The organism is Photobacterium sp. DNB23_23_1 (assembly GCF_052873815.1).
On the sequence record NZ_JBNNXT010000012.1, the window covers coordinates 43,974 to 69,116 of the forward strand.

Consider the following 25,143-nt stretch of genomic DNA (forward strand, 5'->3'; position numbering starts at 1 on the left):
TCATGGCTTTTGAGCTAATCTGCGATATCCAAGATATTACCCCGGGGACAGGCGTTTGTGCGCTATTCAACGGCCAGCAAGTTGCTGTTTTCCGCCCGAGCGTTGCCGAAGAAGTGTTCGCAATCAGCAATATGGACCCGTTTGCTCGTTCGAACGTACTCTCTCGCGGTCTGATTTGTCAGCACCAAGATGCGCTTTGGGTTGCTAGTCCGCTAAAAAAACAACGCTTCAACCTGTCTACCGGTGTGTGCATGGAAGATGAACGTTTCAACGTTAAAACCTTCAATGCGCGCGTATCCAACGGCAAGGTTGAAATCGCGGCGTAACCCAAGAAATAGTTAAGCCACCAAAGATTTAATAGCTAAAAGGCTCCCAGCCCAGAATGGGAATGTGAGCCTTTGACTATTCAATTTTTATTTTAACTTTTTGGAGTGACATGATGTCCTATTCAAAACCGATGGAATTCGTTCAGACAATGGTTGCTACTGGCGAAGCAAAAATACGCACCTCTACACGTGATTTGATATTACGTGGCACAATGGCGGGTATTATTCTCTCGCTAGCCGTTGTTGTGGCGATCACCGCGATTACACAAACCGGCATTGGCATTGTCGGCGCGCTAGTCTTCCCTGTTGGCTTCTGTATTTTGAGCCTGATGGGCTATGACCTAGTTACCGGCGTGTTCGGTCTTGCCCCTCTGGCAAAATTCGACAACCGTAAAGGTATTACTTGGCGTCATGTTCTGCGTTGTTGGGGGCTGGTAGGCTTTGGTAACCTGCTAGGCTCACTTATCGTTGCTTTCCTTATCGCTCTCTCATTCACCATGAACTTCAGTGTTGAACCTGGTGCAGTAGGTCAAACGTTTATTAAAGCAGCAACCGCACGTACCGTTGGCTTCGAAGAACTCGGCGCAAACGGCTGGATCACCTGTTTTGTTCGCGGCATTCTTTGTAACCTAATGGTTTGCTTGGGTGTAATTGGCAACATGACAGCCCGTACCGTAGCAGGTAAAATTGCAGCAATGTGGCTACCTATCTTTATTTTCTTCGCATTAGTATTTGAGCACGCAGTGGTAAACATGTTCCTGTTCCCACTGGGCATGATGCTAGGCGCTGATTTTGGTATTGCGACTTGGTTGAACTTCAACCTTATCCCAACCATCCTGGGCAACCTAGTCGGTGGCCTGCTGTTTACGTGTGTTCCGCTATACCTGACTCACGCTAAAACAGCACCAGCGATTAACATAGAAAATGATTCAGCGGTTAATGCAAAGCCGGCATTAAGCGCGAAGTAAGCATTTCATTTGGTCCCGGGTGAATACTCGGGGCCAACACTTAACCACAAAGCTAATGTATCAATAAATCTATTCTATTGTTTTGGCTATAAAAAGTAATAACTCCTTAGGGTGAAATTAGCCGGACGAGTGCTACTTTTTATATCCAAATTTTTAAAAGGCGTTGCTTATGACCACCAACCACGCACTACCAAACAGCGGCTTTGTCTCCCTTGTCGGTGCCGGACCGGGTGATCCAGATCTACTGACAGTAAAGGGCCTAAAGGTTATCCAAGCTGCAGACGTCGTGGTGTACGACCGTCTGGTTTCAAAAGATATCCTTGCACTGGCAGATGCATCAGCAGAGATGATTTACGTCGGTAAAAAACTCGATTTCCATTGCGTCCCACAAGATCAAATCAACCAGATTTTGGTTCAAAAAGCGCAAGAAGGTAAGCGTGTTGTTCGCCTGAAAGGTGGTGACTCATTCATCTTTGGCCGTGGTGGTGAAGAACTCGAAGAGTTAGCCAAATTTGGTATCAAATATGAGGTGGTACCGGGGATCACTGCTGCAGCAGGCGCTACCGCCTATGCGGGCATCCCGCTGACCCATCGAGACCACGCTCAAAGTGTCCAGTTCATCACAGGCCATGTCCAGAAAGACGGTCGCGAAATCGAGTGGGGGTCACTGGCACAGTCCAACAACACCCTCGTCTTCTATATGGGTTTGAAACAGAGTGGCCATATTTGCGACAAGCTGATCACCCATGGCCTTGCCGCTGAAACACCTTGTGCCATTATTGAAAACGGCACACGCCATGACCAACGCGTGCTTACCGGTACACTTGCAACCTTACCTGAACTGGCAGAAGGCGCTGTTAGTCCCGCATTAATTGTTATTGGCAGTGTGGCGTCACTGAGTGAAACCTTGCAATGGTTCAATCAAGAGTAATTCAACCAGTCAAAAAAGGGCACTTATAGGCGCCCTTCCTTTATTCCGTGTCCGACCTTGTCCTCATTGGCGTTTGACCAGAGCAGCACCAGCCCCCATCCCAATCAGCATCATCACAATAAAAACTAACATCGATGGGTTAAGCCCAAAGGTCGAAGTCACTGCTGGACCAGGGCAAATACCCGCAATCCCCCAGCCTAAGCCAAACAGTACCGCGCCACCGACAAGCTTTTTATCAATCACTTTGTTGTTTGAGACCTCAAACGTCTCAGCACATACCGGAGCTGAACGTTTTTTTATCACCAATAGATATACCGGAAGAAATACAGCGAGTGCGCCCCCCATCACAAACATCAAACTCGGATCCCAAGCGCCAGCAATGTCTAAAAAGCCCAGCACACGATGGGGATCGACCATACCAGATATCATCATCCCCAAGCCAAACAGTAGCCCTGTAAGTAATGCTACAAGTTGCGATAACCCTTTCATCTTTGGGCTCCTGTTACAGTACATGTAAACGAACAAAGACAGTAGCTACCGCCACGCCCATGAAGATACAGGTAGCGACAATTGAACGTTTGGATAACCGTCCCATCCCGCAGATACCATGGCCACTGGTACAACCGTTTCCGATTTTAGTACCGACGCCAACCAATAACCCCGCTATCCCGACCCACAGGAATGAAGATACTGGTAAGGTTTCAGGCAAAGAAAACCCTAATGCTGGTGCCAACAAGCCGCTGACCAGCATGCCAATAATGAACAATAACCGCCACGACACCTCCCCTTTTTTAGGAGCCAATAGCCCCGAGACAATACCGCTGATGCCTGCGATCCGGCCATTCAGTAGTAGCAGCACTGAGGCAGATACCCCAAGCAACACTCCTCCCGCCAGTGCATCCCATGGGATTTCAAGTGCCATATCTTCTCCTAGCAATTCACTTTCGTAATTTAATTAGAGAATACTAAAGTATAGAATTCAGTCAACACTAATTTAGGATAAATTAAATTAGCAATTACTAATTTAATTGTTTATATTGGAAGCCATCATGAATAGAGATACTGTAGCTCCCTAATCTTGGGGCAGACGGAGAATGCAATGACCAAAATTTTGATTGTAGGTGGTGTCGCTGGCGGAGCATCCGCTGCCGCGCGAGCTCGCCGATTAAGTGAAGATGCTGAAATCATCATGTTTGAACGAGGCGAATTTGTCTCTTTTGCCAACTGTGGCCTGCCCTATCATATTGGTGGTGACATTACAGACCGTAGTAAGCTGTTACTACAAACACCAGAAAGCTTCCTTGCCCGCTTCAATGTCGATGTCAGGGTAATGAATGAAGTGGTCGCCATTGATCGTAAAGCAAAAAGCGTTACGGTAAAGAATCTGCTCGATGGCTCAGAATATAACGAAACGTATGATTTCCTCCTATTAAGCCCAGGAGCTGCACCTATCATTCCCCCCATTCAGGGCATAGATAATCCGCTGACGCACTCTTTGCGCAACATTCCTGACATGGATAAGATCCTTAAAACGATCGAAATGAACAAGCCTGAACATGCGACGGTTGTCGGCGGTGGCTTTATTGGCCTTGAAATGATGGAAGCCTTCCACCAGCTAGGGATCAAAACCACACTGGTTGAAATGGCGGAACAAGTCATGACACCTGTTGATCGTGAGATGGCCGGTTTTGTCCACCAGGAAATCCGAGACAAGGGCGTTGATCTTCGATTGGGGGTTGCACTCGAATCTGTTGAATACCGCCCTAGTACCTCGATTGCAAACGAAGATGCAGGCGAGAGTACTGAGCACCAACACCTATGCGGTGAACTTAGCCTCAGCCTTAATAATGGCGATACGTTGAACACTGATATCCTGATTATGGCCATCGGCGTCCGCCCTGAAACAACCCTGGCTGCAGAGGCCGGCCTACAGATTGGTGAACTTGGCGGCATCTACACCAACGCAAGCATGCAGACCAGTGACCCGTCAATTTACGCGGTCGGAGATGCCGTAGAAGAAACTGATTTTGTCACCGGTAATCAAGCCTTGGTGCCACTAGCTGGCCCAGCCAACCGTCAGGGGCGCATGGCGGCAGACAATATGCTTGGCCGCAACGAAACCTATCAAGGTACTCAGGGGACTGCGATTTGCAAAGTCTTCGATCTTGCCGTTGCGTCGACAGGTAAGAACGAGAAACAGCTAAAGCACGAGGCTATCGAGTACGAGAAGGTCTATGTACATACGGCAAGCCACGCCAGCTACTACCCGGGCGCTGAAACTGTTTCACTGAAATTATTGTTTGCGCCAAGTACTGGCAAGATTTTTGGCGCACAGGCTGTAGGTAAAGACGGCGTAGATAAACGTATCGATGTGCTGGCGGTTGCCCAGCGTGCAGGCATGACCGTAGAACAGTTACAGCACATTGAACTTACCTATGCGCCACCTTATGGCAGTGCCAAAGATGTGATTAACCAAGCAGCATTTGTCGCTAACAACATCATTAAAGGTGATGCAACACCGATCCACTACGATGAAATTGATGCCCTTACTGAGAACCAACTGTTGCTCGATGTTCGCAATCCAGGTGAGCTCAAGAATGCAGGTTATTTGAAAGGGGCAGTGAATATCCCTGTCGATCAACTTCGTCAGCGTATGACGGAACTACCGAAAGACAAAGAAATCATTATCTATTGTGCTGTTGGCCTACGGGGCAATGTCGCATACCGCCAGTTGGTCAATAATGGATTCAAAGCTCGCAACGTAATGGGTGGATACCGCACCTACACGTTTGCTCAAAAATAGTGACGAATACTTCTACGAAATAGAGGTATTATAACAGTGAAGCCTGAAGGTAATTTCAGGCTTCACTGCTTTCGATAATCAATGCTATGACTTAATAGGATTTATTTCCTCGACCGCTGTTGTTGTCATAACGATCTTTGCCATATTGATTACCATTGTTACCTTTATCGCTCTTCTCATCGCTATCATCAGAATCATAGCCATCACCTGAGCCATAGCTGTTATAAGAGTCATCATGACCGCTATCATCATCTTTACCATAATAGTTATCACTCTGATGTTCTTCATAATAACTATTATGTTCATAGCGATAGCGATATCTATCATACCAAGAGTTAAACTTCGGCTGATACTCTTCTAGTTCAATGATAAACAAGCAGTCAAAAAAGATTGGCGAGCCTTCCGAGCCGTCAAAGTTTGATAGGTCAACCATACCTGAAAGGCGGGCAGTACCTTTGTGCCACTGATATTCACCGGAACCCTTGATTACCGCATTTTCATCGCTAGAAGCACCGGTAATATGGGAAATAGATTGACCTTTGGATGTCACTATCGGTGTCAGCACTGGCTGGACCGTGGTATCCCCCCTGATCACTAGCAGTCCATCAGGTAGATAAAAAAACGTGGTTCCGATTAATTGAAGCCCTGTTTCAGGAGATCCATCAATTGGCGATAAACAATCTGTCGCCCAACCAATGTGTTCTCCATCGTGGATATTCTTCAACTCAACATCAAAACATTCCGCATCCAATGGTGGCCCATATTTTTCTAGAGGCGGAACCGTTGTTGTGTACTTCTCTCCTGTACCTACTAGATTTAAAGCCAGTCGCTTTTTAGCATCATCGTCTTTGTAGTCACCCGAGTCATCATTATTAGAATAGCCATCGCCACTGGAATAACCACCACCACTGGAATAACCACCACCACTGGAATAACCACCACCACTGGAATGGCCACCATCATTGGAATAGCCACCATCATTGGAATAGCCACCACCATTGGAATAGCCACCACCAGAGTGACCTCCTCCACTGTTTGACTGATAGCTTGATGTATAACTATGGCTATCACTTTTCGAGTATGAATCATCATCCCCTTTACTTGAATAGGACGAGGAATCATCATGGTCATCATATTTTGAATCTGAATACGACGAGTAGTACTTATCATCATCGTCATCATCATATTTTCCTGACGCTAAGCTCCCCGCAGAGAACCCAACACAAACCGCCAACACCGAGAGTGCTATCTTATTCATTCTCATCATGCTACTCCACGTAACGCTGTGGTATCACTTAAATTTATAGCCAACCAATATGTTGTAAGAGATTTACTACCACCTGGAAAACACATGTAATCCAGACAAAATCACTAAATGTCGGGTTTAATTGTAGAATAGTTAGAGGATTACTTCGGAATGTCGTTTAAAAGCCATAACGGCCTAAACTATTAAATGAATTGGCTTTAGTCTTAAATACCCTGTATTTCAGATGCAAGAAACCTGTATCAGTTCTTAAAAATAATACAGTCCCATAAGATTGTGGCAGCCTGAAACACTTACCTGGCTGCCACTTCAAATTTACATCGAAAGGTTTATCGAGGAAGGATCTTTCGGGTTAGGGCCATATTCGTTAACCGCTGGTTGGCTATCCAGCACAAAGAAATACAGCAGTACTAAGACACCGATTAACGGGATCAAACCAATCAACATCCACCAGCCGGTACGGCCAGTATCATGCAGACGTCGCACACCAACCGCGATACTCGGGATAAGTATAGCAAGGGAGTAAATCGTACCGATAATTCCAGCACCTTCTCCTGCACCGGGGTTACCCAAGGCCGAATCAATCATCGACAAAGCGATACTGATAATGATGTTAAACAAGAAGAAATACCAATACTCTTGGCGTCTCGCCCGACCTTTAAATACGGCATATTTTTTCAATACGTGGATATACCAATTCATAGCTGACCTTAGTAGAAACAGTTTTAGAATATAATATTGTGTTAAAAAGCAACTTTCTGCCAACCATCGCAAAAATATGACCAAGAAATCTGTATGGCTTTGTAATAAAAATAAACTATTTGGGAATACAAACTGCAACTTGGGTATTGGTCGCTTCTGAGCAATACTAGTTGAAACCCATTACGGCAAGGTGCCCGTCATGAAACCACTTCTGCTTTCACTCAGTTTATTGTTCGCTAGCCCGTCATCGTTTGGGGCACAACACACCATGCACGAGCCGCTCTTCTCCCCAGATAAAGGCGTGCTTTGCGATCGACAAGCAGGGTTCTGTGTCGATAGTTACGGGATTTCGATGGGCTTTACCAAAGAATTCTTGGGCCAGCAAGCTCAAGACAACATGATGGAATTGATCAACAGAGTGGGTAGCAATAACTTCGACACCACCCGCTATTCGTTCAGCAATAAGGTGTATTGCGACTCTGAACAAAAAGCTTGTTTTGTCGACCGATTCTCTGAAGAGCAATTGGCAGATTATACCAGCATCTTATTTGACTAAACTCACCTCCTTACAAAGCAAGTAGCCTGCTAGAAGACATGCTTAATAGCAAGGTAGCGGGCTCTGACGTGCTCAATCAGCAGCTTAATTTTTTGCGAAAGTTAGCGAGTATAGGGATAGACAACATAGATACCCAGTACGGCTCACCAAACCTTAAACGTCTTCAATGAGGTTAACAAAACGGTTATCAAATGCACACACAGCAAGTACAACGAATAAAATAATTTATAGCGCTAACTCTCAATCCCAACCTAACATTCCAACAATAGTGATTGGTAACAGTAATATAAACAAAGCATTAAACCATTCAGTACCACTGACTGATGTAGGATTGGCAATGGAAAACAGATATCAACAGCTAGAAGCCCTACTCGCGACCAAGATCGATAAAGAGCGGATCATCACAGAAGAAGCCAAGCGCCTTGCTTATGGCACCGATGCGAGTTTCTACCGCCTGATCCCTGAGCTCATTCTGCGCCTGAATCATTTAGATGAAGTCATTTTCACCATTCAAACTTGCCGTCAATTGGATGTGCCTTTCACGCTTCGCGCAGCAGGAACCAGCTTATCAGGCCAAGCCATATCTGATTCTGTGCTCATCACCCTGACAGATGACTGGCGCGGACACACTGTTCTTGATCAAGGAAAAAAAATCCGCTTGCAGCCCGGCGTTATTGGTGCTGATGCCAATCGCTACCTTGGCCCGTACCAACGGAAAATAGGCCCAGATCCAGCGTCAATCAACACCTGTAAGATCGGCGGTATCGCAGCCAATAATGCCAGCGGCATGTGCTGCGGTACCGCGCAAAATTCCTATCAAACCGTCGATAGCATGACCATTGTCTTTACTGACGGTACTGTGCTCGATACGGGCAGCGAAGAGAGTATTAGCGCATTCAAAGTCAACCGGCCAGATCTGATTAGTGGCTTAACTGAGCTTATACAGGCAACCCAGCGCAACACCAAATTGTCCGAAAAAATCCGTCACAAGTATCGGCTAAAAAATACCACAGGTTACGCTCTCAACGCTCTGGTTGACTATCACGACCCAGTAGATGTCATTGAACGTCTGATGATTGGGTCTGAAGGTACCTTGGGCTTTATTGCCGATATTACTTATAACACTGTTATCGAACATCCGCATAAAGCCTCTGCCCTTTTGGTTTTCCAAGATATCGAAACGGCCAGTCAGGTGGTCTCGATAATTGCCAAAACAAATGTGTCAGCTGTCGAAATGATGGATGGCCGAGCGTTGCGTTCTGTCGCCGATAAGCCGGGAATGCCTGATTATATTCAAGCTCTTGATCTTGAATCGGCTGCACTGCTCGTTGAAACCCGCTCCAGTTGCAGCCACCAACTTGAACAACAGTGCCTTGAGGTTATGGCATCGTTGGCTGACTTTACCGTTACCCACTCCACGCCATTTACCACTGACGCCAATACCGTTGCGAGTCTATGGGCTATCCGCAAAGGTATGTTTCCTGCTGTCGGTGCTGTCCGGGAAACCGGTACCACGGTGATCATTGAAGATGTCGCGTTTCCTGTTGAGCACCTTGCAATGGGCGTTAGAGAGCTGCAACAACTGTTCGATAAGTACCATTACAACGAAGCAATTATTTTCGGCCATGCTCTGGAAGGAAATCTGCATTTCGTTTTCACCCAAGGGTTTGATGAGCAATCAGAAATCAATCGTTACGGCAGCTTTATGGATGACGTCGCCGAGCTAGTGGCGGTCAAATATCAAGGATCGCTCAAAGCGGAGCACGGCACGGGCCGTAACATGGCTCCATATGTTGAACTGGAATGGGGCAACGACGGCTATACCTTGATGAAGCAAATCAAAACCCTGTTCGACCCTGAAAGGCTATTGAACCCAGGGGTGATCATCAATGATGATGAGCGGGCGCATGTTTCTAACCTCAAACCAATGCCAGCGGCTGATGAAATCGTTGATCGCTGTATAGAATGTGGGTTTTGTGAACCGGTCTGCCCGTCTCGGACACTCACCCTCTCTCCGCGTCAGCGAATCGTATTATACCGCGAGTTGCAATATCGCGAACGTCAATATCTGGCTGGTAACAGCCAACGACCACCGGTTGACGAATTGAAGACTGTGTTTGAGTATCAAGGCATAGATACCTGTGCGGCAACTGGGCTTTGTGCCGACCGTTGTCCTGTAGGGATCAATACTGGCGAGCTTATTAAGAAACTCCGTATCGAAAAATACCAACGCTTTACCCCTATCGCCCGCTGGACTGCCGATCACTTTGGCGCCACGACTAACATGGTCAAGGCTGGCCTTAAGAGCAATCAAATTGCCCGCAAGATCGTCGGAGACAAAGTAGTAGCAACGATTACCGATAGCCTACGTAAAATCACCGGTGGCGCAACACCAATTTGGATGCCAGAGATCCCCACATCAAACCCACATAAAATAGGTACTACAGTACTGGCTACTGGAAATTCAGATAACAACCAGCCACCGATAGCTTCGACGAAAAAGGTTGTCTACGTCCCCTCTTGTGCCAGTCGCACCATGGGACAGCAGGATTCAGCCAAAGATCAACGTCCGTTAACAGAAGTGACGCTGTCCTTACTGAAAAAAGCAGGCTTCGAGGTGATCATCCCAGAAAAACTCAATAGCCAATGTTGCGGTATGCCCTATAACAGCAAAGGCATGAATGATATTGCCACACAAAAAGCACAAGAGTTAGAAGGCTTGCTGTGGCAGGCCAGCGAGCAAGGCACATATCCGGTGTTAATGGATACTAGCCCTTGTGCCAAACGCAGCATTGAAAATGTCAGCAAACCATTGAACATACTCGAACCGGTTGGCTTTGTGTCACACCACTTGCTGCCACACCTCACTCTATCGCCTGTTCAAGAAACCGTCATGCTGCACGTAACCTGTAGTTCACGCCGAATGGGGCTAGAATCCGATATGCTCTCTCTGGCAAAAGCTTGCGCTGAAGATGTCATCCTGCCAGAACATATCCAGTGCTGTGGCTGGACGGGTGACAAAGGATTTACGACCCCTGAACTTAATCAAGCCGCCGTTGCGCCGCTCAAACAGCAAGTACCGCCAGGCTGCACCCGGGGGTTCAGCAACAGCCGGACATGTGAGATCGGCTTGTCACACCATAGCGGTATTCCGTACCAATCAATTCTCTATCTTGTCGATGAGGCAGCAGTCTAATACCAATCTGGATAAGTAGTTGATCAAATATTTATGTAGGTTGGTATCATTGACCAATGATAAAGCCCAAACCAGCTAACGCACAGTTTGGGCTTTTCTAGTACACCGGATTGATAATTACCCTGTGATATTGAGTTAAGAAATACTTTCCAGAGCGGCCTGCTTCTGTTCGACCAACCAATGTTCGATTTCACGCGGGGCAAAAATCAGTGGATCACCGATATCCACCTCTTCAATATCCTTAAGTTGCTCTGGTAAGATATCAATAATTAGCTCAAGATCTTCATGGCTATGGATATGGTCCTCAAAAATCCTAACCATCTCATGGTTATGATCGATATCTCTCGCCTTTGCAGCGATCGCCAAACCACTCAATAAAGTATACCAAGTCGTCATTGGCCCCTGTGTTATTGATGCTGATTCCGCATCAGAATCAATAAAGGCAAATGGTACTGTTAGCAACGGATATTCACCCTTCATTGCAGCAAAGATCCAATCAGTATCAAATGAAAAATCATAGACCGACGGCTTAGCGAGAATATATCTAATGACATCACGATCATATAACTTAAATGCCGCCTGGGTATCTTTAATGTTATTACTGAAAATTGCCCGGCCAATCATTCTCTGCATGTGACGTAATGTTTTAATGCCAACCCCCCATCGCTCTTCTTGCTTCACTAAAATTGAATCTGGATGCTTGCGGTTACCCAAGACGACTTTAGCGTTTTCTGAGACGTAAGGTTTAAGCAATAAGCCCAACTGGCCTAAATGCACCGAATTATCCGCATCGGTATACATAACACAGTCTGCTCTGTCGGCCATCGCTTGCTGACAACCCAAAATAATTGCCCCACCTTTACGAGAGTCATCCGCCGATGCCAAGTTCTTCAATGGTCCAGAAGACACAGGTAATGCATCAGCAAGGCGCAACACTGAAACTTTCTCTTTATCCGGATGATTTTCTAGAATATGCTCTGCAATACTCGCACTATTATGTGGGCAACCATCGTCAACCGGATACAAATGCCAGTCCACAACAGATCCTTGAACGATCCAATTTAACTGGTCAATTTTCATCCGTAGCGAATCTTCACCATTCGGATTCAGCGATGTTTTTTCATTTAACCGGTTATGCTCTCCCCACATGGCAAAAACGACAGCAACCATTAATGGCCGTTTTAATTTGAGAACATAACGTTTGGACTCAACTAATTTAACGGCTAGGCGAAACTCAAGAGGGCAATTGTCTGAAGATGCCAGCTGCTGATAATACGTCGTGGAAATATCCGTTAAACAATATAAGGTGTTGGCCAGTTGTAATAATCGCTTTTGATGCTGCTTTTCCGTTAAATCAAAAAAATCACTGGCGCCATTAAAAGCTTGTTGAACAATTTTATCTGATGCTGTCATTGCTAAACCCTCTTAGTTACTCCTTAAGTACTCACCCACAACGACAACAGGGCTTAAATAAAGCTTAGTAACGGAAATAACAATGACAAATTTTTTACGCAATCAATTGCATTAAAGGCATGGGTTTGAGGTGCTATATATCACAAAGTGAACATTTACTCGTACCTATGCTCCTATAGCTTCAAACGACAGGTTGGTATAACCACGCAAACCTGTTTTAGTGTGCGTCATGCTGGAAATATTTACTGAGAAATAGGAGCAAAACTTCTACGCTGCAAAGGGGCAACCGTGTGTTTTTCAGGTTGTTCAAAGTGTCCAGAGGGAAAAGTCATTTGTTCCGACTTAATGTCTAACTGATGATTATGACTCTGCTTGTTCGGCGTTGCCATTTGCTTTAAATCTTGCTCCTCGTACTCAATTGCTTCAAGAGGAGTAACGATCACCCTACCTGAGGCATCAACAGGTGGGGGGACTTCAGGTTCTTTTATTTCTATAACAGGCTCAGTGAGCGGCACAGTAACAGGGACTGTCTCAGATAACATTTGAGTTTTTTGGGGATCAGAGGATTGCGTCACTTTTACTGAGCTTGCCCCTGATATATCTATCCCTTTACTCATCACCGGCGCAGTATCCAGCTTAACTTCAGCACCCGAGACAACTAAATGACGGCTTACCGATGACTCCGCAGACGGTTGAATCGTCCTACTGCTTGAGTCAGCCCCTATCGCTTGGGAAACGGTTTCTTCAGAGTCACCCTCTAAGGAAGACGCATTCTTAGTGGGCACCACGTTTTGCTCTCCTGTTGGCAGAACATGCTGCTCTTTACTGTAAGAGGTGTTCAACCCACTTAACTTCTTTCCTCCCTGCGGGGGTTGATAAGCCGGGATCACTGTAGGTCGGGTGTTCAATGGCTGGTTACTTGCAACCTTCTCTTGCCTATCGGCTAACCCCAGCTTCGGGCTTTCAAAGCGGAATATTGACAGCTTCTCATCCCAAGTTTGTAACACTGCTAGCTCATTTTCCCACTCGCTATCAATACTTGCGGCCAAATCAGCAACTTGAAGCTGGGTGGAAAGCAAGGTGTTGGCATGCTCGTAGCGCCGATGAAGTTTCTTCTTCATCTGTTTCCAGTTAGTGCCTCCTGTCATCAAGTATCGGGTACTATCAGCCCAATATTGATAAGCCATAGCATCGTTGGCCATATCGGCAGAAATGGCAGCCAGCGCCTCAGAAAGGCCTGCATATTGCCACATTTTCTTTCGCCCAAGTTTGGCTTCTGAACTCAAAAACAAAATCGTTAACCGGTGCCACTGCTTTGAAGCTTGCTGATAACGTCCAGAATTGACCAAGTGACTCGCTTTGGAATAGTAATTTAACTCTACATCGACCGCAGCAGCGTTAACCTGTATTGGCAATAGGACAAACAAACTCACAGCTATCACAAACCGATATAATTTTCTCATCTGAATGTCTCCACCAAGCATTTTTGTGGGTGGTAAAAACGAGAGTCAAACTGGACATCACGGTATTCACGGGCTTTTCTTGGTTGATACAACTTGCCATTGGCTTTGTAGAGCAATGCTTCGAGTACACCTGCATTGGTTTGCAATGAAATGCTCTTTTCATAACTACTTGTCAGCTCATAGCGTCCTTCATACCAACCACGATCGGGATCATATAGCTCACGCACGAGAGTCAATAAGCGATCGGTATAATCAGTTTTCCAGAGAGCCCACATTTGAAAAGCGACTCGGGTGGACACCAGCGCTTTTTCATCATGATCACTGCCGTCTTCCGCCACCGAGATCCACGGCGTACCCAACGCATAGATAGCGTCGTAGAGAAAATAAGGTTCGCCGCTGACGACATGCTCTCCCCGAGCAGTATAGATACGATCAACGTCCCAGCGAGACTCCTGAATACGGTAGACAGAATCTGCCATGGCCGCCAATACCTCATTGGTGTGATCAGAGTCGGATGAGCGTCGATCGTCAATACCATCCCAGTTAAATTCCAGACCAAGTAATAGGTACGGTGTACTATAGACCGGACGTAGCACATCGTAATCACGAGGATCACGGCCATCGAACAACAAGTCGATACCGTTTATCGTCACCACTTCGTACGGATCTAGCATCATTGCCTTTTCAGGTACGATTTGCCAATCAAGATAACCATAGGCGGTATACTCTTCGACACCCAGCCGCCCTTCTTTATAGCGGTGGACATTACCGTCATTGATCGCCGCCCCATACAGTTCACCCTCTTCGGTCACTAATTCACAGAAGTTCCAGCGCAGCACCGCTTTATCTACATACTCAGAAAATTCAGGGTTACGCTGCTTGACCATCGCCAGAGCGATAAGTAACCGACCAATATCAATCGAGGACCAGCCGAGTTCACCCGGCTGATTAGCATAATCAACCATCATTCTGGTACTGGTGCTATAGACCTTATTCGGCACACCAGTCAGCCCCAAAGGCATTTCATTAAGAAACGAGAGCACTAATGTTAATCGCTCATCTTGCTCCTTGCTGGTGATAAACCCAAATTCCCGTGCAGCTATCAAGGCGATAAGGTAGTCGGCCAAATTCGAAAGGTTAGTCGTTGGGTAGTTATCGAGCGCATTCACCAACCCGGTAGTGAGGTTGGTGTTGTTTTCAACATAAGTCCAAGCAATTTGCGCCCATTCAAGTTCTTGCTCGGTTAACGAGCCGTAACGGCCCTGACGCAGCATCTGCGACTCATTAACCGAAGTCATCCCACTTTGAACTCCTTGGTACACCACCCCACAAGAAGTAAGGCAGAACAAAGAGACCGCAATCACCATATTTCTCAACATCTATTTCCTTTCAAAGGCAGTTAGAGCTTGCTATTAAAAGCCCCTTTACGAGGCAAGCACTGCCCTTCATAGCCAAACGGTGATTCAAGCGCTTTTTCCCACAGGCTTGGTGCAACATTGTCTTTATACTTCAGCAGCTTTCCTTCTTGTTTGTAGAGAAGGATCTCGAGGGTGATACCGTTATTATTCGAGGTGAAGGTATTAATCAAGCCAGTACCATTCTCAAAGATCCCTTCATAAAAGCCCTTTTCCCGATCATATAGATGTGCAATATGATCAAACAGCAAATCGGTGTACTCGGTATCCCACAACACCCACATCCCTATCGCACCTTTAATAGCGACAGCGGAATATTGAGGCAGATATTCACCGGCCTCCGAAATGGTATTCCACGCAAATCCATCGGTATAAATGGTGTCATAGACAAAATACGGAGGTCCAGCCAACTGATGTTCAGTACGTGCAGTGATAATACCCGTTTGCTTATAACGCTCTTCTTGAACGCGATAAATCTGTAAGGCGAATTCCGCAATCCAGTCATTAGAATAGTTATAGTCATGGCCAGAACGGTCTTCGACCAAATCCCAACCTAACTCGATACCATCCAATACATAGCTTTCCGTTACCACATAGCTGTGGGCTTTTAGCTTACGCGGATCACGGGTATCGTAAGGGACATCATAGCCATAGAGGTTAATCGTACTATACGGTTCAGCCATCGAAGCTTGGGTGGTATCAAACCCCCATAACTGGAAGCCTTTAGCTGCATATTCTTCATAACCCAACCGGCCTTCTTGCAGGTACTGCACAGGCTTGTCTTTCTCCAACAAAGCGCCAAACATAGTGCCGTTTTCATCAACAACGTTACAGAAGTTCCAACGCAAAATGGCAGAATCAATACTGGTCGCATACTCAGGGTAACGGTGCTTGATAATGTGTAGCCAAATCAATAAACGACCTAAGTCGAGGGCTGAATAGCCAATCTCACCAGGTTGGTTACCGTAATCCACCTTAGCCGCAGTTTGGGTGTTGTAAGCCTTATTTGGTAACTCATTCATGAACAGGTCTAGCGTGTTCAAGGTTGTCAATATACGAATAAGGCGCCGGTTAAATTCTTCTTTTTCAATGATCCCTAACTCATACGCACTTACCATACCCGCCATATAAGACGCTGAATCCCACCATGTTACTGAGGGGTAATTGTTTACCGCATTAACAAGCCCGGTTGGTTCCTGGTAGTTATTTTCAAAATACTTCCAGGCGATTCGAGCCATATCCATTTCTTGTTCCGTCAGCGCGCCCTGACGCGCCTTCGGAACACTCCAGTGACTTTTCCTATCGACGACATCTTCAGAAAAGCTATTGTATTTGTTACCGCAACCGGTAGCCAAAACCCCTAAAAGGCCAACAATGATATAACGCATTCGATACTCCCTATCAAAGTTGCGGTTTACTTCACGCCTACGCTCAGCAAGGCTCCATTTTCAATATAAGCAAGTGATTCCAGAACAATCCCGTTAGTATTGGCTGTAATGGCTTTGTTCACTCGGCCGTCATCTTCATAACGACCTGAATACCAACCTTTCTCTTCTGAGAATAAGTCTTTAGCATCTTCAATCAGCAAATCGGTATAAGCCGTTTCATATAAGGCATACCAACCAAACGCTGCTTTTGTTGAAAGCGTTTTAAGGTGTGAGGCATCATCACCCTGGTCGGTGATCGCATTCCACTCTTTACCATCAGAAAATACGGTGTTGTAGACAAAGTAAGGGGCCTCATCGACGTTATCCTCACTGACCGCCGTCAGAATACCAGTACGTTCATAACGGTTTTCCTGCGCTTTATAAACACGGTGGGCAAAAATCTTCGACACACTGTCGGCACCAAACTCCAAGCTATCCAGAATATAAGACTCACTCACCACATAATTGTGAGCATGGAATTTCGCAGGATCACGCAAGTCAGTTGGGATCTCGACACCATCGATATTTCGCATCTCAAGGTAGTCGATATATTTCATTGCATTGAAGACATCTCGTCCCATCAACGACATCGCTTTCGAAGCATATTCTTCGTAACCAATACGCCCTTCCTGAACCAATTCCATCTCAGTCCCGCCATCTTGTTGAGGGCGCGACCCATACAGGTAACCGTCTTTAATCATCACGCCAACATCCCAGTGATTTAGCACCGCATTCACATGGGTGTTAAATTTCGGATATTGCCAAACCATAATATTCAGAGGTACCAGAATTCGGCCAATATCAATGGCTGACCAACCAATCCCGTTTTCAACAGGTTGGTTCTGGTAATCCACCATTTGAACCGTTTGGGTGTTATACGCTTTATTAGGCAGTTTGCCATCAATTAACGGAAGGCGCGCAAGGGTGTGCAACACTTTTTCCATGCGTAATTCAAATGTGCTCTGGCTGATTATATTCAGCTTTTCCGCCGCCAGTAGGCCCATTAGATAAGAAGCGGTATCCCACATGGTCGTCGAGGGGTAGCCATCAACCGAGTTCACTAAACCGGTATTTTCCTGATAGTTATTTTCAAAGTAGGTCCACGCCGTATTAGCCCAAACAAATTCTTCTTCAGAAAGCACGCGGCTTTCACGCACCGGGATCTCTTCCGTTGCTTCGAAAGTAATGTTGCCCAAAATATGCCCGTAGTCACGAGTTTCAATATTGAACGCAATGACCAGTGCCGTTAAAAGTCCGAATAAAAAGACGATATGATGCCGTGCATTTACGACTGCTTGCTTAAATTCCATATTCTAATTCCTCAGATTCCTGTTCCTGCTTCTTATCTGCTGGTGGTGGCGTCCAATAAGCGGCAGCAATCATCCCCCACATCGCCATCATGTTGTTAATGGTCCAAAAACTATTAAATACCAGCCCGCCGATAGAATAACTGCCAAACATGCCGGTGAAATAACTAAACCAAGCAAAGCACATGCTAAAGAAGCTCAAGCCAAAGACGAGTATCTGCGGTATAACCAAGTGACCAAAAAAGCCATCCTGCCTTTCTTTTGGTGTCGCAGGGAAACTGATCTTACGACCACGTAATACCGTCCACAGGGCACGCATATTAACCGGGAAGAAGGAGAGGAAATTGGTCTTGCCCTTATAGCCAGCTACCCCCCAAGTCCCAACCATCATGGCCAACTCCGCCGTTAATACGAACGGAATAAAATGCAGGTAAAAAGTCACATCATAAGCGCTGACTGGTGCGATACTGGTCAAGAAATAAATAATAGGGCAAGTAAGGAAAATAATATTCCAAATAGCTGACAAATTTGACCAGAAGCTGGCACCGTACATCATCTTCTGTTTCAGGTTCATCCCTTTTCTAAACAGAGGATTATCATTCATGAAAATATCAATTGAGCCACCGGAATACTTGAAGCGCTGCACGGTCCAGGTTTGAAGATCCTGTGGTGATAACATCTTGCTTTCTACCTCAGGGTGTTGAACCGAACGCCAGTTCCTTTCGGTATCTGAGTGCAGAACAATAGAGGTATAAATATCTTCCGATACATGGAATTTATACGGGGTAAATTCGGTATCGAAGATAATTTCTTGGCGAAGGTTATCAGAGACGTCTTGATCAACCGCTTTCTCTTTAGTGATCTTACGGATCTGTTTCTCGATTTCCTTATGCTCTTTGCTGATTTGCTCACTGTAACTACGAAGCGCCGCTTCCATAACAGCTTCACGACGGTGGATCGAGCCTGCACCACAACAAAATGAAGCGTTCACCCAGTTACGACGACGCTGAATAACGTCATAGAACATTTGCGGATCATTAACATAAGGATCCTCACCAATTTTCACCGGCCCATAAAATTTCTCAAACCCACGGCCAATAGGCGCAGCCCATTTACCCAGTTTACGCTGCAGCCAATTAGGTAGACGCTCGCCCTCCGGTAAGTCAAAAAACCATTGTGGAGTCTGAACCCAGGCAACATCAGGATCGCGGAAGTATCCCATGGTATGTTCAAGGATAGTTGGGAACGGGCGGGTATCGGCATCACAGATAACAATAAAGTCGCCATAGGTTTGCTCTAGAGCATTACGTAGGTTACCGGCCTTAAAGCCGATGTTATTTTCCCTAGTTATGTACTCGACGCCCATCTCTTCCGCCAGGGCTTTCATTGCCGGACGCTTGCCATCATCGAGAATGAATATCTTAATTTCGATGTCATGGGGGTAGCGGATCTTCTGCGCATCTTCAATGCTCAGCCTAACCAATTCTGGTTCTTCGTCATAGCTCGGGAAGAAGACGTCAATGCTGATAGGTCTTGTTTCAGAACCCTCTGGACTGTCTTTAGCCACACATTCATTTATCGTATGCGGGGGCGTCTTCTTCGGCTCGTCCTTGGTCTTCCATAAGTTGAAGGTAAATAAGACCGAGCCAATAAAAGCACAGGATTCAGCAAAGACCAGCGGAAATGAAAACCACATTGCGTCATAGTTCAACGCATATGACCAACGCCACCACAAGTACCAAATACCCAAAGTGAGATTACACGTGGCAAGGTACTGATAAAGTAATTCTCTCGACATACTATAAGGCACCGGACCCGGTGGCTTACGATGTTCGAATTCCTTGAAATAAAAATCCATGAGCTCTCACTCCGGTTAATAATGATTAAAGTAAGCGTGATGCACGGCAATCAAACCAATCAGACTGGCGTTATAGTCAATAGCGAATTCATTTACTGCATACGACTTCTCACTATCTATGTAGCTCAGCATCCCCATATTTTTCGGTGCAACTCCGGCTTGCGCCATTTCATTAGGCCCGCCGACTAGGTAACCAGGCAAGCTAACTCCAGTCGCAATGCGGTACAAATGATGAAGGTTTCGTACCGAGTAAGTACCACTGTTAGTGACAAAACTCATATCAAACGCATTTGCCCCAAGTAGGTAATCTATTTGAGATTGAACAGACGTACGATTGTCCAACTGTCCTTTGGCAAAATCAGCCCAAGCAATCAATATTCCCGCTTCGGCAGTCATCTTGTTAGAGCCCCAAATAAAGCGCTGGTTAGCAACCCTAAATGGAGACTGCTGAGACTGTTGGAGATAACGCGAAGCCACCTGATCCAGGTCATTGGCTAGTTGATCTCTAAACGCCCCTTTTTCCTCGGCAAGAATAAGGTGCCAGACCCCCATTAATGCTGGGTTCTTCCATTCAAAAATATCTATCCACTGCGGGTCATAGTTGTCTTGGAAGGCGCGTTTAAATTTATCTTGCCCTGTCGTGATATAAAGTTCGGCATAAGCCCAAAGCCGATCATCAACATCAGTTTCCAATGACGCTTCCTTGTCGAATTTATTCGCCATATAAGGGCCAGAGCCCGAATCATCACCCTCCTGCCAATCAAAGTACTGTCCATCCTGGCTTGCAAGGTAGTTAGCCGCATGGATAGCTGCACTAAGATATTGTCGGGAAAGATCGGCATCGAACGGCTTTATCGTTCTTGCCGCAAACGCCATGGTCGCAGCAAACTTCGCCGTCTCTGGTGTACTAACGCCATATATAAAGCGGGTCTGGTTGTCTTGCCATGGGCCAATTTTTGCAGGCCAACTCGCACCAGAGACTTTACGGTACACTGCCCCATCTTCACGCTGCATTTTAAGCAGCCAATCCAGGGCATAAATAGATTCATCGATGATGGCTGGCTTGTCACTACCCGGTTGCTTGGTATCAGAATACAACTGAGGGGTTTGTCGGTAAGCTTCCAACAACCTCGCCACCGTTATCGTTGTCGTCGCGACATATTTACCAAAGTCTCCAGCATCATACCAACCACCAACCACATCCAAATAGGTACCGGCTTTATGGAAAGCATCAGTTCGGAAAATTTGACCATCTTGCATATGGCTTTGCGGACGGTTCATCCCCGTCGCACGGTCATTCACCACCATGCCAGAGCGCTGCAGGTAAAGGGCATGAACCAAGCGTTCATTGAGCGGCTCATAAGCACCAGCTTCGATGGGAAACGGAACTGATTGACCGTTATCACTCACCAGCTTATACCAACCAGGAGTCTTCACTTGACTAAAATCAATCGCGCGAACCCTGCGTTCATCAGGCAATGAAACGGCATCTGCGCTTTCTAGCTTGGCAACTAAGCGGCCATCTAGCACAGATAACAGTTGGATGTCGGAAGGCTCTTCCGCCAAGAGATAGGCATATTTATCTCCACTCGGCAAATACCCCATTTGATTAACCATGATATCGGCACTATGTGCAGAAAATACCATTGTAGCTCCCAGTAGATAGCTAAGTATTTTTGTCATAATCTAGCCTTCCAAATCCTCTGCAAGATAGCGATTGATACTGACCGTCTTGCCGTTGTTGTCCTTAACTTCAAGTGTTAGGTATGATGCCAGCCCATTTAGAGGTTGATCAGTTGCCACAACCAATTTCGAGTTTGCTTCAATCAACAAGCCATTAAACTCCCAGCGCGCTTGGTTATAGCGGTTAGTTACAACCAAGGTGGCATCTTCAAATCGGTTTAGAGAGTCATTAATAATCGTCAGGGTCACTGATGAACGTCCTGATAATAACTCTGCGTCGGCTACCGCCAACAAAGGCTGATATGACATCTTCAACGCCTGGTAACCCGGCTTAGGAGTACGTTCAACATCCAATACAGACCAAGTAACCGATGGCCAACTATCAACAAACATAAATTGATAAATTGCAGCGACCCCTTCACCTTTATTCAACCTTAGATGCTCAGCTGCAAATTTGGTTACTAACCTTTGATATTCCTGAGAATTATTCCAAAAATGTGATAGAGATTCACCTTGTTGCACATGGGCAACATTCAGGGTTTCATGATGCTGGTAATTGTGATATTTGAGTGTGTTTAAAACACCCTCCCTCAGTGGCCACTCCATCTGGCCTTGTAGGATCTCTTCCATCAGGGCCCAGCTAGGCATGGCCTGCGCACCGAACTCACTGACAATCATTGAGGGCTGGTAAGTACGGTAATCTTTGTATGAGCCTGAATACCAGCCTAACCATGGGTGCTCGTGGGTGTATGAGGCTTTACGCACCACCCTTCCGTCTCCTGCTCTGGTAAGTGCTTGATGAACGTTCTCAGTTAACTGTTTGTTTTGATTCGGCTGGTATGAAGGGTATTTATACTGCATCCATGGTGCATCCCAAGGCGGCTCATTATGCCCCGACCAGAATGCAATTGAAGGATGGTTATACAATAAGTCGGTCATCGCTTTGGCTTGACGAGCAGCTTCAAAAGCAAAACTCGGTGTGTCACTATAGCCCCACTGCAAAGGGAAGTCTTGCCAGATCACCAAACCCGATTTATCAGCTAAATCATAAAACGCTTTGCCAGCAACATGGGCATGTACCCGAACACTATTGATATTGGCATCTTTCATCAAGGTAAGATCTTGCTGATATTGCCCAGCCGTTACTTCACCAAGCCATTGACTAGCAATATAATTGGTTCCCCTGATAAAATAGGGCTGTCCGTTTACCAGAAACTGTTTATTCTCGCTATCAAGTCTTATTTCCCTGAATCCGACAGGCACTGTTTTCTGATCAGTCAGTTGGCCATCAATGAAAACGGAAATTGAAAGATCGTAGAGGTTGGGTTTACCCCAATCCCAAGGCCACCACAACGCTCGGGGTACTTGAGGTAAAGCAAGTTCAACTGTCGTTTGTCCTGACTTAATTTGCTCTTCAATAACGTAGTGCTCAGAGTCATTACCACCTTGGTGCTGCAGTACCATCTCTATGGTCGCCGACGCCTCACGAATTGAATCCACAACGAGCCGGATGTCTGCTGATGTGACTTTCTTTTCAATATTATTCACTTGGGGGCGCACTTTTACTGCCTGCAACGCAATCGGGCCGGTTTGCCTGATTGTTACATCGCCCCATATCCCTCCTGAGTTCCAATCTTGGCCTTTATCAGACCAAGCACCACCAGGTCGGGTGTCATGATGACTCAAGACGCCTTTTATGAGTGTTTTATGCAATGACCAATCGGCTGTTTGTTGCTCATCAGGGCTATTCACCCATACATTTAATGCATTTGTGCCAGCCTGAAGATGACCAGTAAGCTCCACCTGATGAGGGATAAAATACCCAACATTACGAGAAATATATTTACTATTAACCGTCACGGCAGATTCATAGTCAACACCATCTAACTCAAGCCAAACCCGGCCCGAATCGAAAAGGCGGTCAACATTGAATTGCCGATGATAATACGCAACTCCAGCATAATTGACTCCAGACGTTTTCCAATGCCCTGGGACAGTGACATTATATTGCCCTGCCCAATTGTCATTTTCATCAATTATCTCGAGGCGCCAGTTTCCGTTTAATGATTGCTTATTAACAATCCAATCATTATTGTCTGAAACAGAGGCGCAAGAAGATAATGAGAATAACGTCAATAGTAATATTATTCTCATATTTTCCTTATAGACGTTATTATTTCGCGCGTTTTAAAATTTTAAAGGTATTTTTATTACCACTTTGAATATATTCAAGATCATCAGTTAGCTGCACAACAATAATGAACCCTCGCCCCGATGTCGTCCAAGTTTCAGGATCTTCTGGGTCCGGTTCAATAAACTCACCATTAACAACTCGGTTAAACTCATCTTTGGTCATCGACTTTCCATAATCTGACACTTCAAAGACCAATTCATTATCCGAGTTAAAAAAGCATGAACATTCTATCGGTAATTTATCCGAATACTGATAAGCATGCTCATACGCATTATTAACCACTTCGACAAGACATAGCTCAACTTGATCTATAACCTCTTGTGAAACTTGATTACTCCGCAGATATTGCTGCATATCATCAGCAATATCACGGGATACATCTGGAGAACTACTGTATTGCTTACTAAACCGCTCAGTGACTAAATCCATCAGGTAAGCCCCACTTAACTAGTTAAGAATCTGTTCCTCTTCATCGGGTGCAGAGGGTACATACGTAGAAATACTGCCTATCGCGCCCATCATTGGCTGCACTTGACGCCTGTCATTGAGTATATTTACAGCGTTCAACTCACTTAACGATTGTGTGTACCCATCATGGCTAATGAAGTAGTCACCAAACACTGTTTTATCTTCAACAAAGGCTGCTGACGCGACATGGATGTATTCACTCACCAAACTCTGTTTGATAATTGCGCCCGATTCCACTTTACTATTTGCACCAATCACAACAGGGCCTTCAATCGTTGACCCGGGTTGAATTTCACACCCGCTACTAATAATAATTGGAGGCGTAATATTGCAACTATCGAAATCAAATACAGTATTAATTCCGACCCATACTCCCGGCTTGACTTGTGTACCCGGTATGGGGTAACCCGGTACCTTGCCTTTCATGATGTCACTGGTTACCGTCCATATATCACTGATATTACCAACATCTAGCCACTGAAATTCCATACTGGTTGCAAAGAAATCTACATTTTTTTCGACCAATTTAGGGAAGAGTTCACTTCCAATATCGTACTCCTGTTCAGCAGGAATAAAATCGAAAATGGCTGGTTCAAAGATATAAATACCCGTGTTAATTTGCGTCGATAGCGCTTCTTCTACTGACGGTTTTTCTTGGAAACTCGTTACCTTTCCGTAATTATCGGTAACAACCACACCGTATTTAGATACCTCTTCCAAATCGACATCACGTGTCACGATAGTCGAAATACCGCCATTTTGCTTATGGCGCCTTACTGCTTCGGTCAAATCCAGATCAATCCATGCATCCCCACACACAACAACGAAGGTTTCATTAAAAAAGCCAGAAAAATCCTGAATCTTCCTCATGCCCCCCGCAGAGCCCAGAGCCTTACTGACAAAATTGCCATCTACAATTTCACCTTCATAAGAAAATGAAAGCTGGACATTAAAATGATGCCCATCACCAAAGTAATTCTCAATCACTTCAGCCAAGTGGCTAGTATTAACAACAATTTTATCAATGCCATGGGCGGCAAAAAGCTGAATCATAGATTCCATAACCGGCTTGCCCAGTATAGGGATCATCGGTTTAGGGATTATCTGGGTAATCGGTCTAACCCGTGTTCCTTTCCCTGCGGCGAGGATCATTCCTTTCATACCATACT

The 25,143-nt window shown here is 45.7% G+C and carries 20 protein-coding genes and 1 pseudogene; 6 read left to right on the plus strand and 15 right to left on the minus strand.

Features of this window, described 5'->3' with window-relative positions:
- Window positions 1-2: 2 nt before the first annotated feature.
- From nirD to cobA, 3 genes are all read left to right on the plus strand, one after another.
- Entirely contained in the window at window positions 3-326 is a 324-nt protein-coding gene (gene nirD / locus ACVA53_RS09915; RefSeq protein ID WP_255041469.1) for a nitrite reductase small subunit NirD, read from the plus strand.
- A gap of 113 nt (window positions 327-439) precedes the next feature.
- Window positions 440-1,294: a formate/nitrite transporter family protein gene (locus ACVA53_RS09920; protein ID WP_446505036.1), complete on the plus strand. Its 855-nt coding sequence runs from the start codon at window positions 440-442 to the stop codon at window positions 1,292-1,294.
- A gap of 169 nt (window positions 1,295-1,463) precedes the next feature.
- Complete coding sequence (gene cobA, locus ACVA53_RS09925) at window positions 1,464-2,225, plus strand: uroporphyrinogen-III C-methyltransferase (RefSeq protein WP_255041467.1); 762 nt, start codon at window positions 1,464-1,466, stop codon at window positions 2,223-2,225.
- A 63-nt stretch (window positions 2,226-2,288) separates the two neighbouring features.
- On the opposite strand, the gene ACVA53_RS09930 is transcribed toward cobA, so the two are convergent.
- On the minus strand, window positions 2,289-2,714 hold the full coding sequence (locus tag ACVA53_RS09930) for a DUF6691 family protein (RefSeq protein WP_255041466.1): 426 nt from the start codon (window positions 2,712-2,714) through the stop codon (window positions 2,289-2,291).
- 13 nt (window positions 2,715-2,727) lie between these two features.
- The gene (locus ACVA53_RS09935) at window positions 2,728-3,147 is read right to left on the minus strand and encodes a YeeE/YedE family protein (RefSeq protein ID WP_255041465.1); all 420 of its coding nucleotides are present in this window, start codon (window positions 3,145-3,147) and stop codon (window positions 2,728-2,730) included.
- A gap of 177 nt (window positions 3,148-3,324) precedes the next feature.
- Here ACVA53_RS09935 and ACVA53_RS09940 point away from each other — a divergent pair, with 177 nt between their 5' ends.
- The gene (locus tag ACVA53_RS09940; RefSeq protein WP_255041464.1) at window positions 3,325-5,028 is read left to right on the plus strand and encodes an FAD-dependent oxidoreductase; all 1,704 of its coding nucleotides are present in this window, start codon (window positions 3,325-3,327) and stop codon (window positions 5,026-5,028) included.
- Between the two features lie 91 nt (window positions 5,029-5,119).
- Here the strand turns inward: ACVA53_RS09940 and ACVA53_RS09945 are convergent, their stop codons facing one another.
- Together ACVA53_RS09945 and ACVA53_RS09950 are read right to left on the minus strand one after the other, a co-directional pair.
- Window positions 5,120-6,295 carry a hypothetical protein gene (locus ACVA53_RS09945; RefSeq protein WP_446504985.1) on the minus strand — a complete coding sequence of 392 codons (1,176 nt, stop codon included), beginning with the start codon at window positions 6,293-6,295 and terminating at the stop codon, window positions 5,120-5,122.
- A 312-nt stretch (window positions 6,296-6,607) separates the two neighbouring features.
- Window positions 6,608-6,994 carry a DUF805 domain-containing protein gene (locus ACVA53_RS09950; protein ID WP_255041461.1) on the minus strand — a complete coding sequence of 129 codons (387 nt, stop codon included), beginning with the start codon at window positions 6,992-6,994 and terminating at the stop codon, window positions 6,608-6,610.
- Between the two features lie 199 nt (window positions 6,995-7,193).
- On the opposite strand from ACVA53_RS09950, the gene ACVA53_RS09955 reads away from it, so the two are divergent.
- The gene (locus tag ACVA53_RS09955) at window positions 7,194-7,550 is read left to right on the plus strand and encodes a YcgJ family protein (protein ID WP_255041460.1); all 357 of its coding nucleotides are present in this window, start codon (window positions 7,194-7,196) and stop codon (window positions 7,548-7,550) included.
- Between the two features lie 29 nt (window positions 7,551-7,579).
- On the opposite strand, the pseudogene ACVA53_RS09960 reads toward ACVA53_RS09955, so the two are convergent.
- Window positions 7,580-7,687, minus strand: a pseudogene (locus tag ACVA53_RS09960) (LysR family transcriptional regulator); the annotation flags it as partial.
- Window positions 7,688-7,887: 200 nt separating this feature from the next.
- Here ACVA53_RS09960 and ACVA53_RS09965 point away from each other — a divergent pair.
- Window positions 7,888-10,746: an FAD-binding and (Fe-S)-binding domain-containing protein gene (locus tag ACVA53_RS09965; RefSeq protein WP_446504986.1), complete on the plus strand. Its 2,859-nt coding sequence runs from the start codon at window positions 7,888-7,890 to the stop codon at window positions 10,744-10,746.
- Window positions 10,747-10,881: 135 nt separating this feature from the next.
- Here the strand turns inward: ACVA53_RS09965 and ACVA53_RS09970 are convergent, their stop codons facing one another.
- The 10 genes from ACVA53_RS09970 to ACVA53_RS10015 form a co-directional block, all read right to left on the minus strand.
- Window positions 10,882-12,159, minus strand: coding sequence for a glycosyltransferase (locus ACVA53_RS09970; protein WP_446504987.1), 1,278 nt, complete (start codon window positions 12,157-12,159; stop codon window positions 10,882-10,884).
- Window positions 12,160-12,401: 242 nt separating this feature from the next.
- On the minus strand, window positions 12,402-13,622 hold the full coding sequence (locus tag ACVA53_RS09975) for a hypothetical protein (RefSeq protein ID WP_446504988.1): 1,221 nt from the start codon (window positions 13,620-13,622) through the stop codon (window positions 12,402-12,404).
- Entirely contained in the window at window positions 13,619-15,001 is a 1,383-nt protein-coding gene (locus ACVA53_RS09980) for a DUF3131 domain-containing protein (RefSeq protein ID WP_446504989.1), read from the minus strand. Before ACVA53_RS09980 ends, ACVA53_RS09975 begins: the two co-directional genes overlap by 4 nt.
- A 20-nt stretch (window positions 15,002-15,021) precedes the next feature.
- Entirely contained in the window at window positions 15,022-16,425 is a 1,404-nt protein-coding gene (locus ACVA53_RS09985; protein ID WP_255041455.1) for a DUF3131 domain-containing protein, read from the minus strand.
- A gap of 26 nt (window positions 16,426-16,451) precedes the next feature.
- A complete protein-coding gene (locus ACVA53_RS09990) occupies window positions 16,452-17,774 on the minus strand; it encodes a DUF3131 domain-containing protein (RefSeq protein ID WP_255041454.1) in 1,323 nt (440 codons plus the stop codon).
- A complete protein-coding gene (locus tag ACVA53_RS09995) occupies window positions 17,764-19,629 on the minus strand; it encodes a glycosyltransferase family 2 protein (protein WP_446504990.1) in 1,866 nt (621 codons plus the stop codon). The genes ACVA53_RS09990 and ACVA53_RS09995 overlap by 11 nt, the downstream gene beginning before the upstream one ends.
- Before the next feature lie 15 nt (window positions 19,630-19,644).
- A complete protein-coding gene (locus ACVA53_RS10000) occupies window positions 19,645-21,312 on the minus strand; it encodes a glycoside hydrolase family 9 protein (protein ID WP_446504991.1) in 1,668 nt (555 codons plus the stop codon).
- Between the two features lie 3 nt (window positions 21,313-21,315).
- Window positions 21,316-23,466, minus strand: coding sequence for a glycoside hydrolase family 2 protein (locus ACVA53_RS10005; protein ID WP_446504992.1), 2,151 nt, complete (start codon window positions 23,464-23,466; stop codon window positions 21,316-21,318).
- A 19-nt stretch (window positions 23,467-23,485) separates the two neighbouring features.
- Window positions 23,486-23,935: an ATP-binding protein gene (locus ACVA53_RS10010; RefSeq protein WP_255041449.1), complete on the minus strand. Its 450-nt coding sequence runs from the start codon at window positions 23,933-23,935 to the stop codon at window positions 23,486-23,488.
- A gap of 18 nt (window positions 23,936-23,953) precedes the next feature.
- The gene (locus ACVA53_RS10015; RefSeq protein ID WP_446504993.1) at window positions 23,954-25,135 is read right to left on the minus strand and encodes a sugar phosphate nucleotidyltransferase; all 1,182 of its coding nucleotides are present in this window, start codon (window positions 25,133-25,135) and stop codon (window positions 23,954-23,956) included.
- Window positions 25,136-25,143 lie beyond the last annotated feature (8 nt).

What these genes read in the sequence shown, in the direction of transcription:
- nirD (WP_255041469.1), top strand. Translation starts at nt 3, where the DNA reads ATGGCTTTTGAGCTAATCTGCGATATCCAAGATATTACCCCGGGGACA.
- ACVA53_RS09920 (WP_446505036.1), top strand. Translation starts at nt 440, where the DNA reads ATGTCCTATTCAAAACCGATGGAATTCGTTCAGACAATGGTTGCTACT.
- cobA (WP_255041467.1), top strand. Translation starts at nt 1,464, where the DNA reads ATGACCACCAACCACGCACTACCAAACAGCGGCTTTGTCTCCCTTGTC.
- ACVA53_RS09930 (WP_255041466.1), bottom strand. Translation starts at nt 2,714, where the DNA reads ATGAAAGGGTTATCGCAACTTGTAGCATTACTTACAGGGCTACTGTTT.
- ACVA53_RS09935 (WP_255041465.1), bottom strand. Translation starts at nt 3,147, where the DNA reads ATGGCACTTGAAATCCCATGGGATGCACTGGCGGGAGGAGTGTTGCTT.
- ACVA53_RS09940 (WP_255041464.1), top strand. Translation starts at nt 3,325, where the DNA reads ATGACCAAAATTTTGATTGTAGGTGGTGTCGCTGGCGGAGCATCCGCT.
- ACVA53_RS09945 (WP_446504985.1), bottom strand. Translation starts at nt 6,295, where the DNA reads ATGATGAGAATGAATAAGATAGCACTCTCGGTGTTGGCGGTTTGTGTT.
- ACVA53_RS09950 (WP_255041461.1), bottom strand. Translation starts at nt 6,994, where the DNA reads ATGAATTGGTATATCCACGTATTGAAAAAATATGCCGTATTTAAAGGT.
- ACVA53_RS09955 (WP_255041460.1), top strand. Translation starts at nt 7,194, where the DNA reads ATGAAACCACTTCTGCTTTCACTCAGTTTATTGTTCGCTAGCCCGTCA.
- ACVA53_RS09965 (WP_446504986.1), top strand. Translation starts at nt 7,888, where the DNA reads ATGGAAAACAGATATCAACAGCTAGAAGCCCTACTCGCGACCAAGATC.
- ACVA53_RS09970 (WP_446504987.1), bottom strand. Translation starts at nt 12,159, where the DNA reads ATGACAGCATCAGATAAAATTGTTCAACAAGCTTTTAATGGCGCCAGT.
- ACVA53_RS09975 (WP_446504988.1), bottom strand. Translation starts at nt 13,622, where the DNA reads ATGAGAAAATTATATCGGTTTGTGATAGCTGTGAGTTTGTTTGTCCTA.
- ACVA53_RS09980 (WP_446504989.1), bottom strand. Translation starts at nt 15,001, where the DNA reads ATGTTGAGAAATATGGTGATTGCGGTCTCTTTGTTCTGCCTTACTTCT.
- ACVA53_RS09985 (WP_255041455.1), bottom strand. Translation starts at nt 16,425, where the DNA reads ATGCGTTATATCATTGTTGGCCTTTTAGGGGTTTTGGCTACCGGTTGC.
- ACVA53_RS09990 (WP_255041454.1), bottom strand. Translation starts at nt 17,774, where the DNA reads ATGGAATTTAAGCAAGCAGTCGTAAATGCACGGCATCATATCGTCTTT.
- ACVA53_RS09995 (WP_446504990.1), bottom strand. Translation starts at nt 19,629, where the DNA reads ATGGATTTTTATTTCAAGGAATTCGAACATCGTAAGCCACCGGGTCCG.
- ACVA53_RS10000 (WP_446504991.1), bottom strand. Translation starts at nt 21,312, where the DNA reads ATGACAAAAATACTTAGCTATCTACTGGGAGCTACAATGGTATTTTCT.
- ACVA53_RS10005 (WP_446504992.1), bottom strand. Translation starts at nt 23,466, where the DNA reads ATGAGAATAATATTACTATTGACGTTATTCTCATTATCTTCTTGCGCC.
- ACVA53_RS10010 (WP_255041449.1), bottom strand. Translation starts at nt 23,935, where the DNA reads ATGGATTTAGTCACTGAGCGGTTTAGTAAGCAATACAGTAGTTCTCCA.
- ACVA53_RS10015 (WP_446504993.1), bottom strand. Translation starts at nt 25,135, where the DNA reads ATGAAAGGAATGATCCTCGCCGCAGGGAAAGGAACACGGGTTAGACCG.